Source organism: Clostridium psychrophilum (assembly GCF_018861705.1).
In the GTDB taxonomy this organism is placed as follows: Bacteria; Bacillota; Clostridia; order Clostridiales; family Clostridiaceae; genus Clostridium_AD; species Clostridium_AD psychrophilum.
In genome coordinates this window covers 1-15,759 of the sequence record NZ_JAHLEC010000076.1, presented here as the reverse complement: position 1 = coordinate 15,759, position 15,759 = coordinate 1, and the positions used below count along the sequence as shown (strand labels likewise).

At 29.2% G+C, this 15,759-nt stretch carries 14 protein-coding genes, 2 pseudogenes and 1 other annotated feature; of the genes and pseudogenes, 7 read left to right on the top strand and 9 right to left on the bottom strand.

The window, feature by feature from the left end:
• Window positions 1–278: 278 nt before the first annotated feature.
• Window positions 279–419, top strand: coding sequence for a DUF554 family protein (locus KPL38_RS20360; RefSeq protein WP_376769036.1), 141 nt, complete (start codon window positions 279–281; stop codon window positions 417–419).
• Between the two features lie 1,023 nt (window positions 420–1,442).
• Window positions 1,443–1,595, top strand: a complete 153-nt coding sequence (locus KPL38_RS13790) for a hypothetical protein (protein WP_216289731.1) — start codon at window positions 1,443–1,445, stop codon at window positions 1,593–1,595.
• A gap of 178 nt (window positions 1,596–1,773) precedes the next feature.
• Here KPL38_RS13790 and KPL38_RS13785 read toward each other — a convergent pair whose 3' ends face one another.
• Window positions 1,774–1,941 carry a hypothetical protein gene (locus KPL38_RS13785; protein ID WP_216289730.1) on the bottom strand — a complete coding sequence of 56 codons (168 nt, stop codon included), beginning with the start codon at window positions 1,939–1,941 and terminating at the stop codon, window positions 1,774–1,776.
• A gap of 427 nt (window positions 1,942–2,368) precedes the next feature.
• On the opposite strand from KPL38_RS13785, the gene KPL38_RS13780 reads away from it, so the two are divergent.
• Together KPL38_RS13780 and KPL38_RS13775 are read left to right on the top strand one after the other, a co-directional pair.
• Window positions 2,369–2,818 carry a MarR family winged helix-turn-helix transcriptional regulator gene (locus KPL38_RS13780; protein WP_216289729.1) on the top strand — a complete coding sequence of 150 codons (450 nt, stop codon included), beginning with the start codon at window positions 2,369–2,371 and terminating at the stop codon, window positions 2,816–2,818.
• Between the two features lie 227 nt (window positions 2,819–3,045).
• Window positions 3,046–3,966 (top strand): AEC family transporter, encoded by a 921-nt coding sequence (locus tag KPL38_RS13775; protein ID WP_216289728.1) that lies wholly within the window; start codon window positions 3,046–3,048, stop codon window positions 3,964–3,966.
• Between the two features lie 12 nt (window positions 3,967–3,978).
• Here KPL38_RS13775 and KPL38_RS13770 read toward each other — a convergent pair whose 3' ends face one another.
• Window positions 3,979–4,548 carry a phosphatase PAP2 family protein gene (locus tag KPL38_RS13770; RefSeq protein ID WP_216289727.1) on the bottom strand — a complete coding sequence of 190 codons (570 nt, stop codon included), beginning with the start codon at window positions 4,546–4,548 and terminating at the stop codon, window positions 3,979–3,981.
• Between the two features lie 230 nt (window positions 4,549–4,778).
• Between KPL38_RS13770 and KPL38_RS13765 the strand changes: the two genes are divergently transcribed.
• The gene (locus KPL38_RS13765; RefSeq protein WP_216289726.1) at window positions 4,779–5,114 is read left to right on the top strand and encodes a hypothetical protein; all 336 of its coding nucleotides are present in this window, start codon (window positions 4,779–4,781) and stop codon (window positions 5,112–5,114) included.
• A 267-nt stretch (window positions 5,115–5,381) separates the two neighbouring features.
• On the opposite strand, the pseudogene KPL38_RS13760 reads toward KPL38_RS13765, so the two are convergent.
• Window positions 5,382–6,958 (bottom strand): annotated as a pseudogene (locus KPL38_RS13760) (ABC transporter permease/substrate-binding protein).
• A 488-nt stretch (window positions 6,959–7,446) separates the two neighbouring features.
• Window positions 7,447–7,701, top strand: a binding site (T-box leader).
• 136 nt (window positions 7,702–7,837) lie between these two features.
• On the opposite strand from KPL38_RS13760, the gene asnB reads away from it, so the two are divergent.
• Complete coding sequence (asnB, locus tag KPL38_RS13755; RefSeq protein ID WP_216289725.1) at window positions 7,838–9,427, top strand: asparagine synthase B; 1,590 nt, start codon at window positions 7,838–7,840, stop codon at window positions 9,425–9,427.
• 159 nt (window positions 9,428–9,586) lie between these two features.
• Here asnB and KPL38_RS13750 read toward each other — a convergent pair whose 3' ends face one another.
• The 4 genes and pseudogenes from KPL38_RS13750 to KPL38_RS13735 form a co-directional block, all read right to left on the bottom strand.
• A complete protein-coding gene (locus tag KPL38_RS13750) occupies window positions 9,587–10,033 on the bottom strand; it encodes a hypothetical protein (protein WP_216289724.1) in 447 nt (148 codons plus the stop codon).
• Window positions 10,034–10,112: 79 nt separating this feature from the next.
• Window positions 10,113–10,701: pseudogene (locus KPL38_RS13745) on the bottom strand (sugar O-acetyltransferase).
• Window positions 10,702–10,961: 260 nt separating this feature from the next.
• Window positions 10,962–11,861: a hypothetical protein gene (locus KPL38_RS13740; RefSeq protein ID WP_216289723.1), complete on the bottom strand. Its 900-nt coding sequence runs from the start codon at window positions 11,859–11,861 to the stop codon at window positions 10,962–10,964.
• A 487-nt stretch (window positions 11,862–12,348) separates the two neighbouring features.
• On the bottom strand, window positions 12,349–14,334 hold the full coding sequence (locus tag KPL38_RS13735; protein WP_216289722.1) for a metallophosphoesterase: 1,986 nt from the start codon (window positions 14,332–14,334) through the stop codon (window positions 12,349–12,351).
• A gap of 125 nt (window positions 14,335–14,459) precedes the next feature.
• Here KPL38_RS13735 and KPL38_RS13730 point away from each other — a divergent pair, with 125 nt between their 5' ends.
• Window positions 14,460–14,699 (top strand): hypothetical protein, encoded by a 240-nt coding sequence (locus KPL38_RS13730; RefSeq protein ID WP_216289721.1) that lies wholly within the window; start codon window positions 14,460–14,462, stop codon window positions 14,697–14,699.
• A gap of 174 nt (window positions 14,700–14,873) precedes the next feature.
• Here KPL38_RS13730 and KPL38_RS13725 read toward each other — a convergent pair whose 3' ends face one another.
• On the bottom strand, window positions 14,874–15,035 hold the full coding sequence (locus KPL38_RS13725; RefSeq protein ID WP_216289720.1) for a hypothetical protein: 162 nt from the start codon (window positions 15,033–15,035) through the stop codon (window positions 14,874–14,876).
• 3 nt (window positions 15,036–15,038) lie between these two features.
• Window positions 15,039–15,197 carry a hypothetical protein gene (locus KPL38_RS13720; protein WP_216289719.1) on the bottom strand — a complete coding sequence of 53 codons (159 nt, stop codon included), beginning with the start codon at window positions 15,195–15,197 and terminating at the stop codon, window positions 15,039–15,041.
• Window positions 15,198–15,759: the final 562 nt, after the last annotated feature.

The following is a 15,759-nucleotide window of genomic DNA, read 5'->3' as shown; positions in this document are numbered from 1 at the left end:
GTGATTATCCTCCTGTGTGTTTTAGTTTAGGCGATTAAAGCATAACACAGAATTAATCCACTATGGATTTCTTATTGGTTCAACTTCATTTTACAACAGGTCTAAATAAAAAATTTAACCTTAAACAAAGAAATATGTTTATAAAAACATATTTCGGGTACAGCTAGTTATACATGTAAAAATAGGCTACATTTGGAATATAAATTCCAAAATGTGGCCTATTCTTATTTTATTAAGTAATTTATCTAAATTCGGTTCCTCAGTTTATTATTTTCTTCTTGTTGTTTTTCGGATCAAAATTTATTTTTCCACTAACAACACCAAGTATGATTTCTGACTTTAAAGCATGTGGAGGATTCTTGATGCTTGCAACAGGATTTAGAATGGTCAAAATAAAAAATTCCCAATTGCGGATATGATACCCGCAATGGTTTTGGTAATGCCGCTTAGCTTTCTATGGGTGCACGCTATTTTACCATTGTTATAACATTTTTCATCCATTTTAAATTTGGTCTTAAAAAATAATTATTTATAAAAATAAAAACTGTAAATTTTTTTTGGATTTACGTTTTTTATTTTTAATTGAATATCTATTGTATCGCTAATGAATTTTAATTTACTATCAATAATGAAGTTATTTCATCTTTATGTTATTTTGTATATATATTAGTTAAATAACAAATGCCACTGGTAGCCTACCAGTGGCATTTCAGTTTTCAATGCAGAGAAACCATTCAAGATAATTTATCTTATAAAGAATGCTTTTACATCTATTTTTGCCTTTAATTGAAAAATTAGAAATTTAATATACATGCAACTAATGGCAAAAGGTTTAGTACTACCAATACTATAATTATCGTCTTTTTCATTATAAACTCCTTTATAACCGACTTTTTATTAGTATTCCTAAACCCATGAAAATTATTTCTATAAGTGAAACTTTTGTCTAACTACTTATCCTTTTTTGTTCGTGTTAGTAAAACCAAGAACATAATGAATATTTTGTTCTTGAACATATGGAATTAAAAATTCATATACATAATATTCTATATCATACATTATTCTGCTTTCATTTTGAATTTTATCCTAAAAATAGAAAAAAACTAATTTTTTTAAGTTATTATCTTTAAATTACTCACATTATAGGGGTTTTGACTATATAACTAGCTTTCATTACATAATTAAATAATATATGAACTTTTAGTTTATATATTAAAAACTTATAATAACTTAATATTTTATTAATAAAAATAAAAGGTTTTATAATACATATATAGAATATATTAATACATTGATATATGTTCTTGGATATATACTATAGCAAATATTTCAGAAAATGCTTTTGTTTATTTGTTTAATAAATAATCAGATACTATTATTGCCTAACTAATAGATGTTTGTAAAAACTAATAATATAGGACAATATAACTGGGGTGAGGGTATTGAAATTAGAGAATAAACAAGAACTATTAGAAGATGAGATTATGAAATATAGAGTACTCGCAAATGAAGAAATTATAACAGAAGAAGAGTTTTCAGTTAAAGAAGAAGAATTATTATTTTTTCTTAAGGAAATACTTAAAACAAATATTTAATCTTAAGGAGCTTAAAAGATTAGCTCCTTTTTTGTTCAGATAATTTTAACAACATTTTGGAAGCTTCAAGTCTGCCATCTTCTATAAGTGGCAGTTGTCTAGGCTAGAAAATTGCTTTGGTGGCAGTCTAAATCTGCTTTCAAAGCTGTTGCAGCGACCCAGGGGATGATTTAATTCATTATTTTTCATTCTTTTTATCCATATACTCTAATAGTATTTGTCGATCTAGTTTAAAAGGTTTAGTGTTCTCAGAATCATTATTTACAACATTAACAGGATCTGTTTTTTCTACTGTAACTTGCTTTTTAATCTTCTTTAAATTCTTAAGCTTTTGAAATATCTTCATATCTTCTCCCATCAATCATTATTTTAAAATTCAATGTAATTCCTAGCTAAGTTCAACTCTGTTATCCCTTTCATTCAAACAAAATCATATTAAAATCTGGAAACTATATAGTCATCTTAGGATTATAACATATCATAAATAAAGTTGTCTTTTAATATTTGTCTCCTGAATTTGTCCATTAAATCACTAATGTGTATACCTATTATATCAGACTGTTCACTTAATATCATTATATAGAAAATATGTTAAATATAAAATATGAACTCTGCTTATATAACTAGCTTTTATGAAATTACTTTATAAGAACTTTTTGACAAATGTTTCTTATAAAGTTACAATATATAATAGTTAATTAAAGTAACTATTATATATTGTAACTTTAATTTTATTTTAATTAATTACAAAGGTTGGTCAAAGGAGAATAAGTATGAAAAATAAAGATATTGATGAAGTATTTACTGGATTATTATTAAATTTTCCAATATTCACAAAAAAACTTTTAAGGATAAGTTCTGTTGTAAGTAGTAATAAAGAAATAACAAGGGCACATGTATCTTTAATGCGTTTTCTTAAAATTGAAGGACTATGCAAAATGTCAAACTTAGCGAAAATTCTATATGTATCAAAACCAAATGTAACTGTATTAGTTGAAAAACTTGTGGAATTTAATATGGTTAAAAGAAAATCAGATGAAAAAGACAGACGAGTGATTTATATAGAACTAACGGATATTGGATGCAATTTTTTACAAAAACGTACAGAAACTATGAAAGCAGCCTTTTGTAAGAGTATACAAAAATTTAGCACAGATGATCTCATACTCTTAAACAAAACTCTAAATAATATGAAAAAGCTTGTAGGAAAAATGGATGAATAATATATGTTCGAAATTATTACTTAAAAAGCCTTCATTACTTTTAGGCTTTTTTTAGATGGTCCAGTTGAAATCGGAATAATTATAACCAGTGTGACAATATGACCATCAGTAGAACTTGCATTTAAAATAAAAAAATATGATTCTAAGAATGCTAAACACATGAACTTAATATGTTTACATTAAACATATTAAAATAAAGATTAGATTACTATTTAGGAGGTAATATCTTGAATGTCAATGTTATGAATCAAGTAATTATATTAACACTTATGATGATAGTAGGAGTTATCTTAAGAAAAACAAAAACAATTACAGATGAAGTTAATAAAGGCTTCTCAAACATTTTAATTAATTTAACAATGCCTTGTATGATTATATATTCTTTTAATTTCAAATTTTCAATGGATATGCTAAAAAGTGCTAGCATGATACTTTTCTATTCTATTGTGATACACATTATTTTAATAATTCTAAGTACATTGTTATATTCTAAATTTGAAAGCTCTAAAAAGAATGTATTTATATTTGCAACCGTATTTTCAAATTGTGGGTTTGTAGGCTACCCTGTAATTCAAGGTATCTTTGGTAATATAGGCGTATTTTATACATCCATTTATACAATTCCCTTTAATATTTTTATGTGGTCTTATGGTGTTATTCTTTTTACTGGCAAAAGTGACTTAAAGAGTATAAAAAAGAATCTTATAAATATACCTCTTATATCTATTCTTTTAGGAATTATAATCTTTCTTTTTTCTATACAACTTCCATCACCATTACTTAAGACTTTAGGCAGTATAGGAAATATGACGACTCCCCTTTCAATGTTTATAGTAGGAAGTATGCTTGCAGATGTTAAATTAAAGGATGTATTTAAGGGCCTAGATATCTATCTAGTGAATTTTATTAAACTTATAATTGCTCCGCTCTTAACTTATTTTGTACTTAACCTTTTAGGTGCTAGTAAAACTCTTCTTTACATATGTGTAATTTTAGTAGCAATGCCAACTGCAAGTTTAATAGCAGTTTTGGCAGAAAAATATAATGGAGATAAAGTAACTGCTTCAAAATGTGCTTTTTTAACTACGATTTTATCTATAATCACGATACCTGGTATTATGTCATTAATTACTTTACTTATGAAATAGTCGTAGCTCTTTCTATTTTTTCTCCAATGTATTATGCTCGGCTTTGCAATTTATACAACTTACTTTATCAAATAAAAAAATTATTATTCCACTACATATAAGTCCCAAAACTATACCCCCTAAAACATCTGTAGGATAATGCACATACAAATATAATCTTGAAAAAGCTATCAAAGAAGCTAAGCTGAAAAATTCAAGTGCATAACTTTTGAAGTATCTTGTTAGTACTCCTGCAACTGCAAATGATGAAGTCGTGTGCCCTGACGGAAATGAATAAGATAAAGGATTTGAAATTAAAAGGTTAATTGCTGGTATAGTTGATGATGGGCGTATACGCTTAACAACATTTTTTAATACTATGTCTCCTAAAATTGTACTTAGTATTAAAGCTGCTAAAGCCATAAGACCTATTCTTCTATATTTTTTGCTAATCAAAAGTATCGCTATTATTATAATCCATACTATGCCTCCATTACCTAAGTATGTTGATATAACCATTATTTTATCCATAATAAGTCCATGCATGTTATCTTTTATATATAATAATATTGAACTATCAAATTTCTGTATTAAAGCTATCATTGTCCTTAGTACCTCCTAACTAATAATAATGTAATATATTAATCACTTCATATAGTATATAGCATATTTATTAAAAACGGATTAAAAAAGTATTAGATTCACCTTAAGAATTATAAGTGTATATATTAAATCCCAAAGTACCCCACTTCCCATTTATATTTTTTTCAAGAGAATAATCATGTCTGAATGTTACAAACATACAAGGTGGAGTACAAAAGGGAATTGATGCTATGAATAGTAATGGCAAGAATGTAGACAAGGGCATAAGCGGTATAGATCAGGGGATAACTCAGTTAGAATCATTATATGCTCAGCTCATAAAAATGCCAATTCATGCATTTGGGCAAGCAGACATAGTCGAAATGTTTCCGCCACAAGCAAAGAAACAAATTCCACAGTCAGCAATACTTTTGCTTAAAGGCATAAAAACTCCTAAGGAATTACAGTCAAAAATTGGAGCGCTCAAACAACAAAAAATTGGCTTCAAAAATGTATATTTAACTACCGCAATTTCATCTTTACTTGCAATGCTGCTTTTGATATTTTATAAAAAGAATAATCATTAAAAATATAAACTGAAAATTTTTTCCCTAAATAAGTTTAAAAATAGACTCTGTTTAAGAAAGATGTTGGAAATGAATACTTTTTTCAAAATTTTGGTATAATAATACTATATGAAGGATTATGGAGGTTTTATTATGCTAAGTGTAGAATCGGTAAAAAGAGGCTTAGAGGATTTCACACTCCTATATGTTTACTCTCCATAAAGTAAACATAGAAGTGTGAAAATCTTTTAGATAGGTTTAGTATGCCAAAGAAAACGTACACGTGGCTTACTTAATCAATTTATTTTCCTTCAAAAAGTCTTCTGCAACTATTGCTGGTTCTTCACCAAGCTTATCCACCTTGTAATTTAAGTCTATCATCTTCTCATCTGTAATCTTTCCCGCTAATTTATTGATTAAAACTTTAAGCTCTGGATGTTTTTTAAGAGCTTTGTTATTAATTGTTGCTACAGCATCATAAGGTGGAAAGAAATGTTTATCATCTTTTAAAACCTTAAGATTAAATGCCTTTAACAGTCCCTCTGTACTAAAAGCATCTACAACATCTGTTTTATTACTATTTAAAGCTGTATATCTTAATCCACCATCAATGGATTTAACACTTTTAAAATTAAGGTCGTATATTTTATTTAATCCTAAATAACCATCTTCTCTATTACTAAATTCTAATGTACTACCTAATACAAGCTTATTACCTACCTTTGATAGGTCTGAAGTGGTTTCTAAATTGTATTTTTTAGCAGTATCCTGTCTTACAGCTAATGCATAAGTATCATTAAATCCAAGAGGCTTAAACCAAGTTATGCCGTAGTTTTTATTAAAATAATCACTTACAACCTTATAAGTTTTATCTGGATCACTAATAGGATCTTTTTTCATAATATCAACTAAAGCCGTACCAGTATATTGAGGACACACATCTAGTTTGCCAGCTTCTAACGCACTAAAAGCTATGGCTGATCCTCCTAAATTAAATTTTCTTTCTACTTTAAGATCTGTATTCTTTTCTATTAATATTGATAACATATTACCTAGTATGGTCTGTTCATTACTATTAGAAGAACCTACCACAATTTTATTATTCTTCTTATTTATAGCAAATACACCGCTACTTATTATAATAGCTACTACTAAACTACAAGCTACAAGTTTTGCATTTTATTAAATTTAAATATTCTTCCCTTAGGAAGTTTAATTGTGCCATCTGCTTTTCTGATTCCTGGAGGAATTACACCCTGCTCGATTTTTCCAATAACAAAATCCACTAACAGTGCTAATATACATGCAGGAATTGCTCCAGCTAAAATCATATTATTATCTACGGTTTGCACTCCTGAAAATATCATATAGCCAAGCCCACCTGCACCTATAATGGCTGCAATTGTCATAAGTCCAACAGCAGTAACTGCTGATATTCTTATACCTGTCATTATTATTGGAAGGGCAAGTGGTATTTGAACTAATTTAAGTATTTGTTTATTAGTCATACCCATGCCTTTAGATGATTCAATCACTTCTGGGCTTATATTCATAAGTCCAGTATATGTATTTTTTATAATAGGAAGCAATGAATATAAAAATACCATCAATATTGCTGGTAAACTACCTATTCCAAGTATTGGTATAAAAAGTCCTAACAAAGCTATACTTGGGATTGCTTGCATTAGATTTGCAAACCCTATAACTGGCCCAGTTAATTTTTTAACCCTAGTTATTAATATTCCTAAAAGAACTCCAACAATTATAGCTATAACTACAGCAAGTACGGTTAATAGAATATGCTCAATTGTTAAATTTATTATTTGTCCTTGTCTTAAAACTACATAGTCACTAAATTTAGATATTGAATTTAACATATTTCCTCTCCTCAATAAATTTATAGAAAGTCAGCTAATGTTTGTCAATTATAACTGACAACTTATATCGTATCATAGGATTGTTTGTTTCCATAACTCCATAAAATAAGAGTAAATGTTATAGTTCTATAAATATTCGGCTATAGGCGATATATAGATAAAAATGAAACATATGCTAGATATTACCCCCGTTATGTAACTATTATGACACTTGACCGTTTTCCTTGTTAAAGCTAATGATTTAATTAAAGCAGAGTCATTAACAAATTACCTTAGTACCAATAAATTGATTGAGAAATCGGAGTTGTACATTCTTTGTAGTACTCTAGAAGTGTTTAATTCTAAAAGTTGCCTATGTTTAGCCTTTATATCAAATAATGAATTTTATTTAATGAAATATTTCATAAAAGTATTGACGAAATGTAAAATACAAAGTAAAATGAAATAAATTCAAAATTAAATATCATATAATCAATAGAAAATCATTGATGGGAAGAGTAGTTATTATGATGTAGTCAAAACGAATCAGTGGTGGTGAGAGTCTGATACGAATAAAATAATGAAGAACATCCCTGAGCTTCCAAGCGAAATTTATTAAGAGTAGTATTGGACGGAGCCAAACCGTTACAGATTGGACAGTATCGAATTTATATTAATTCCGTACTGATTAAAGTGAGCTTTATAAGCTAATTTAGGTGGCACCGCGAAAGTATAAGTCTTTCGTCCTATTTTTATAGGAGGAGGGCTTTTTTTTGTATCTAAAATTAAGGAAGTTAAAGTCCTAAATGGACTTTAACGGGTAATTTGTGAGAGGAAGCAAGCGGGTTTAATTACCCCCTGTTTCCGACTATAAGGAGGAATATTAATATGTGTACAATTATGTGTTATACAGGAACCGACATGAAACATGATAAATTTGCTGAGGCTCTACAAAGAACCGAATCGAGAGGACCAGATATGACAGAGATTCTTACTTTACCATCTGGTATTTTGGGGTTTCAAAGACTTTCTATTATGGATTTAAGTTTCAGCGGAATGCAACCATTCACAAGAAATACAGATGCATCCATCTGTAACGGTGAAATTTACGGTTTCCGCGAAATTAAGAAAGACCTAATTGAAAAAGGACATAAGTTTATTTCTGGTAGTGATTGCGAAATACTTCTTCCAATGTACTATGAATATGGACTAGATATGTTTTCAAAATTAGATGCAGAATTTGCAACTATCATCTATGATGGAAAAAAGAATACTTTCATAGCGGCGAGAGATCCAATTGGAATCCGTCCTCTCTTCTATGGTTATTCCGAATCAGGTAAAATCATATTTGCAAGTGAAGCGAAAAATTTAGTTGGCCTTACGTACAACATTAAGTCATTTCCACCAGGACATTATTATGCTGATGGTAAATTTACATGCTACTGCGATATCGCAGCAACAGAGGGTGATTATTGCACAGATGACTTAGAAGTTATCTGCACTAAAATTCATGATAAATTTGTAACTGCTATAGAAAAACGTATGGATGCTGATGCTCCTGTAGGATTCTTGTTAAGTGGAGGTCTCGACAGCTCCCTTGTATGTTCAATTGCTCAAAAAATGTATCCTGGAAAACCAATTAAAACCTTTGCCATAGGTATGACAGGTGATGCAATTGATCTTAAATATGCTCAGGAAGTTGCGGATTACATTCATAGTGATCACACCACTCTATATATGACAAAAGAAGAAGTACTTGGATCACTTGAGGAGGTTATTAAACTTCTTGGGACCTACGATATTACCACAATAAGAGCAAGTATGGGAATGTATTTGATTTGCAAGAAAATACACGAGATTTCTGATGTTAGAGTGCTTTTAACCGGTGAAATTTCTGATGAGTTATTTGGATATAAATACACTGATTTTGCTCCAAATGCAGAAGAATTTCAAAAGGAATCACAAAAGAGAGTAAGGGAACTTTATATGTACGATGTACTTCGTGCAGACCGTTGTATCAGCTCAAATTCTATAGAAGCAAGGGTACCATTTGGTGATTTGGATTTTGTAAAATATGTTATGTCCATCGACCCAGAAAAGAAATTAAACAAATATAATATGGGTAAATACCTTTTGAGACATTCGTTTGAAGGAGATTATCTTCCTGAAAATATTTTATATCGAGAAAAAGCAGCCTTTAGCGATGCTGTAGGACATTCTATGGTAGACTATTTAAAAGAATATGCACAAGACTGCTATTCTGATGAAGAATTTGAAAAACTATGTAAAAAGTATAAATATAATTCTAAACCATTCACAAAAGAATCATTGTTATACAGAGAACTGTTTGAAAAATATTATCCATTACAATCAGAAATGGTAGTAGACTTTTGGATGCCTAACAAAGAATGGGAAGGCTGTAACGTAAATGATCCTAGTGCCAGAGCATTGTCAAACTATGGCGCCAGCGGTAAATAATTAATAAACTAAGGGTACCCTTTATAAGGTACCCTTATTTCTTTATATATAGGTTTTATTCTGCTCTTTAATTAATTCACCCATCAAACCAGATCGTTCATAAGAAATTACAATAATTAAATTAGCAAAACAAATTATGTTTCTAATTAAAATAATAAATCAATATTCTTCAATCTCCCACTCATCTTTCCATTTCATTATCTTTCTAATCTTGCTAGAATTGCTGTCCATAAATTTAGTTGCAAATTTATCTGCATCTAATTCTTCATGATTGTTTATTTTATGGACACTCTGATATCTATGTCTCAATTCATGGCATAAAGTATGTAATGAATATAATTGATGACTTTGCTTGTTATCTCCGTCATCATTCTCCGAAAAAACAAATATACAAATTACACCAGTTAGTGGATAGAAGATTCCTTCAGTCTTACCTAATATTATTGGAATAGAATCTAAAAATACTGGCATTAAATTTTTTAATAAGTCTATTCTCTTTTCATATATAATAATTGTTTTAGGTAGATAATCTTTTTGAAATAATTTTAGGAATTGTTGGATTTGATTTTCTTTAAAATAATGTTGTCTCTTATTAATTATAATCAATATTATTTCATCCTCCAATTACAATAATAGTTATATGTAAAATAACATACAAATTTATGAAAGTAAAGCGGACTTTGTATTACTCAGTTGATAAGTTAATTCTGTCTTTTTCTGTAATCTCTCGTAATACTCTACAGGGATTACCTACTGCAATTACACCTGCTGGAATATCTTTATTTACCACACTTCCTGCTCCAATAATGCTACCTTTTCCGATAGTAACTCCACCACATACAGTAACATTAGCACCAATTCATACATCATCTTCTATTGTAATTGGTTTCGAAGTTCCAATTCCTTCTGCTCTTTGCATTGGAAGAACAGCATGACCTGAACACGCTAAACAAACCCCAGGAGCTATAAATGCATTTGCACCAATATAGACTGGGGATGTATCCAGTATCACACAATTATAGTTAATCACAGTAAGTCCATGGGTATGTATATTAAAACCATAATCACAACGAAATGACGGTTCAACAAACGTTAACGGATGACAAGTTCCAAATAATTCTTTTAAAATACTACTTCTTTTTTTTTCCTTCAGATGGTCCCGTCTGATTATATTTCCAACATAATTCTTTCGCCTTTTGTTGTAATTCTGACGGCATATCTGTGTTCTTTGAACAATATTCTCTATTTTGTTTCATAATTTCTATAAAATTCATTATCTTATTCCTTTCAAGTTTTACTATTTATTAAGTTGTTTTTCAACTTTTAATTATATTCAATGTATATTGTACCAGATTTCATATTAATATAGTACATTCTACTGCTTTCTTATACTTAATTCTACATAAATTTATCTTTCCCTTTAATATTTGTAAATGAGTTTTTAGGTAATAAGTTTTTGTAAGTTAATAATATTATAAATCTCCTGCTACATTAATAGGTATAAAAAAAGGAAGTTATTAGCCTCCTTAAATATTTATTTATAATCTCGTAAAGTCTTATCAGGAAGTTGTTTAAAAGCTTTGCCTGATGCTTTACTTATACATAAACGCCAACTAACTCCTTCATTTCCATCTGATGCATACTGATTGTAAATTTCAAACACATAAAAATCACCACCATTAATTACTACTGTATCGTCATATGCTGGCAATAATTGAGTGTTAGAATCTATTGCTTCGCCTCTTAAATTATTACCTATCGCTTTAGCTTGCTCCATTGTCATTTCATTGTTAACAGTAGATTCACTAACTGCAGAGTCAGGGGTAGACGTAACAGTTGCATCATCTATCATTAGAGTATTGTTGGAATAATATCTATAAGCCTCACCTGTTGTTTTTTTTATGCAGAAATAATAATCAGAGCCTACATCATTCCAATCAAGATCAAAAAGTTTAAATACATAAAACTCCATGCCGTCAATTATTTGTGAACCATTATTTAATGATTCTAATTTATAAGTAGGATATAAATTCTCACCTATCTCTAAGGCTTTTGTAAGTGTTATTCCTGTATTTAATTTAGCAACCCGTAGCTTCTCATTGGCTATACTTGTGAGTTCTGCTTTCTCGTCTGCTGTTTTTTCATCTGCAATTCTTTGAGCCTCTACTTTATCTTTAGTACTCTTATCAGCTATCTTCTTATCTTCTATTCGTTTGTCCTCTATAACTTTGTCTGCTATAGCTTTATCATCTACTCTTTTTGTTTCAGTTATCTTATTAGCTTGTTCCGTTTTGATTTGTTGATTTTTATTAACATTATCTCTGTATTTAACTGTAATAAATGTTGTTATTACTATAAGTAATAGTGCTACACTAACAGTTAAAATAATCAATTTAGACTTTGGTTTCATTAATATTTCCATTAATGCCTTCATTAATAAATCCCCTTTTATATTAATAGGTATAAAAATTCAGGATGCTATTAGCCTCCTGAATTAGAATAAGCTAGATTTATATAATATCCTATTCAAACAGCATAGTTCTCCATTTCAATATAGTATGTGGTATTAATTGTAAATTGGTTCTTGTCATATCATATTGTTACTTGCTATTTTTCCATATTAGCACCCTTATAACTACGATTAGATTCATTAGAAAGCATAATGCTTTAAATATCATACACCTCTTATTTGACTCTTCTTTTATATTTTTTGATAATTGAATAATATGGTATGTGGAATGACACTCGAAATGATTTACAAGAAATAAGAACACTAAATAGGATTGATGAGTTAAAAAATCAAACAATAGTAATAAAAAACTGTTACTTACTTTAATTATAAAAGAACTAGCTGAGCCAGTTCTTTTGTTGTGTTCAATATAACATTTATTATGTGGAATTATTTTATATTAGATGTACAGTTATTTAGCAGTTATTTTTACATACTGATTACTTACATAACCAGTTATTCCACTGTGACTTACTTTATAAAAAGAACCTTCTGCTTGTAAAATCTTGATTTTAGTTTCAAGTGCAAAAGCTCCTTTAGAGGAATATTGAGTTCCTGCGCCAGTTCTTATTCTTACACCATCTCCAGTTACTACGCCATACTGATCTTTGTGTACTACTACTGGCTTGCTCGGTTTCACATTGCCGAAGGTAAAACCTTTAAATGCTGCTATCATATTTGGCGTAATTCTTCCAGTAAAATCAACAAGTATACTGTTTAACGCAGTGTTGTATTTTACATCTATTCCTTGTCTAAACAATGCATCAACATTTACCTTTGAACTATCACCCTTCAAAAGATCAGTTTGTTTAAATTTATATGATAGTTCATTAACTGTTAAAGTTAACGAATTAACATCATAAGTACCTTTGTAATACTTAGCTATTAATGATGGATCTACATAAGCTTTATTTTTTGAAACAAAAACATTATTTTCTTTTTGTATAGTTCCAGCAATTGTAAGCTGTGTGTGTGGACTTGCAGTTAACTTTAATTTTGTGCTTTTTGCTGGATTATCTTTGTCTATAGTGAAATCGTCAATTTTAGTTGATGTATTATACATTTTATTGTTTTTGTTAGATGCAATTGTATCAATAGTGTTGTATTTATATGCAGCAATATTAAGCTTTCCATTTACAACTGAAACAACTTCATAAGCTGGACTATCCTGACAATCATAAAAAGTCGCATCCCATATTTTCTTATTAAGATCTGTATAATATTTATTTCCACTTCTTCCTGTTACATAATAAACCGTTCCTTTAGAATAATTTTTATAATAATTATTACTATTAATTGGATAGGTTCTCGAAACACCATGATCATGACCATTAAATACTACATCAACGTGATGTTTTTCTATTACAGGTGTAAAAATGTCCTTTACAGAAGGGTTATTCCTGGTTGCTTTATTATAATATGGAGTCTTATGGAACATTACTATTGTCCATTTCTGCTTATTATTAGTTAAATCATTATTAAGCCAACTTGCTTGTTGTTTAAGAAAAGAATCATTTCCTGGTGCTTCTTCATCTTCCTGACTATCTAATACAACAAAATGAACATTTCCATAATCATAGGAATATGTTTGTCCAATATGACCATAAGGTCCATTTTGCGGAACTGAAAATTGACTTATAAAATTTTGGGGAGATGAGGAGTCCGAATTGTTGTTTTGATATGTTTCATGATTTCCTTGTACAGGCATTTCTGGTATCTTGTCAATTACACCCTTAGCTGCCGAAAACCAGTTATTCCAATGTTGATAATTTTGTCCAATCTCAACCAAGTCACCCATATTTACAACAAAATTTGCATCTTTATTTTGGCTATAGGCTTCTTGTATTGTATTGTTCCAAGGAGTGTATTCTGGATTATTTGGAATTCCACTTTGTGAATCTCCAAATACAATTACTTTAGTTTTAGTATTATTACTTTTTTCGGTTTTAAAAGAGCTTAAGCTACTAGTATTCTGTTTAGATGATACATCTACACCAATTACTTGATATTCATAAATTGTGCCTGGAGTAAGACCTGTTATTGTTGTTGAGAAAATGTTTTCTATTCCAGTAGTTATGTTTTCGTCACCTGTACCTGATGTTAATAGTTTTGGTGAAACATCAGTGCTAGTAGTCCAAGCAGTTGTACCTTTAACTCTGTATTGCACTTTACTCTTAGTATCTGTTGATATTGTTCGCCAAGTGATAGTTTGAGTTGTTGTTGGATTACCTGTCCAACTAAGGGTAATATGCTCTGGTGTTGCAGTTGCATTTAAATTTGCATCAATTGAAGTTCCATTATAAGAAACTACAGAAGCCATAGTAATATAAGAAGTTGAAGCAGTCAGTGTTGCAGCTATCGCGAATGAAATAGATAAGATTAAAAATTTACTTTTCATAAGTCCCCCCTAATATTATTGTTTGCTCGATCAACTATACCGTACTATGTTGTTAAGACATAAATTGTGCCATATGTCCCCTCCTCTTGCTTTATGTAACAATTAATTAGAATAATAATTTTAATATGGAAATCTGTGAAAATAAATCCATATTATATAAGTTAACTTCATTGTACTTTAGAATGATTATAAACATGTTATTCTTTTGTTATCTTGTTGTTAATCATGTCATAAAATCAAAAGTTATTAACTCTTTAAATGATATTGCAAATAAATATAATAAGAAAGTAGAGTTATCAAATATAATGATTCAAGATGAAAACCAATCTGAGCTTCAGATTGGTTTTCATCTTACTATTTTATAAATTTCTTTATATGAATTTTGGTCCGTAATAATTTGGAAATGGAAAGAAGTCGGAAATAAATTTCCGACTTCGAACTACTATATGCTATTAAGCATACGTATCAATTTCATGTGTATTATTTTGATTCGTGGAAGTTACAGATTGTGAAGTTTTGGTTGATTTTCTAGATACTAGTTAAGTCTGTTCCTGAGCTGTAGTAATAATATTAGTAGACACTAGTTGATTCATTTGTGCTTCAGATAGACCTGACAGAGCTGGAGTAGTTGTCTTCTTTGAAGAAACAATATTTTTCAAAGCTGTAGCAGTTGAAGTAGTTGAAGCCTTTAAAGCAATCATTGCTTAATTGCTTATTTCTACTGTATCTGTTTTTGAGCTTTGAACATTTAACACAGCTACTTTTTCGCCAGTACTTTCATTAGCTGCCTCAGTTGTTTTACTACTTGAATTAGTTGCTGGTATGGTTTGTGCAATATTCGTATTGCTTACAGAACTAATCATTTTATCATTACCTTCTTTTCCTATTATCGTTATTTATTCGTAAATCTTTATATTTAATGTGTACCTATTTTAATTCTCTAGGAGAGCACATCTTTACTATAGTAAGGTCTACTGTGTTATAGTTTACTTAAGTATGTTGAGACCCTTTCAATAGAAAATAATATTATTCTAGTTTGCAGTAAATATTGTATAATTAACTTTGTATTGTTGTATAATTGTAAAATATGATTAAATTTAATTAAAAAAGTGAACTATTGCAAGATTATATGTTTTTATCAAGTGATGAAATAATAGGTTTTTAATGTTTTGCAAATTATAAATAAACGAGAGGAGTAAATTATGGCTAATAAAATTTATATCAATAAAATAATTTCTTCTTTAAAAATGAAACTAGACAAAAATAATACACTGTATCGTACTTCGTACAAAGCTGATGTAATTTTATCAAAAGCGGAGTTTGTCAACATAGTTGTCGCAATTTATACATTTAATTTTTTTATGATGATGCCTTTTCTATAATGAGAAGTTCTTCTTCTTTTATTGGATTCAAAGACACATATTT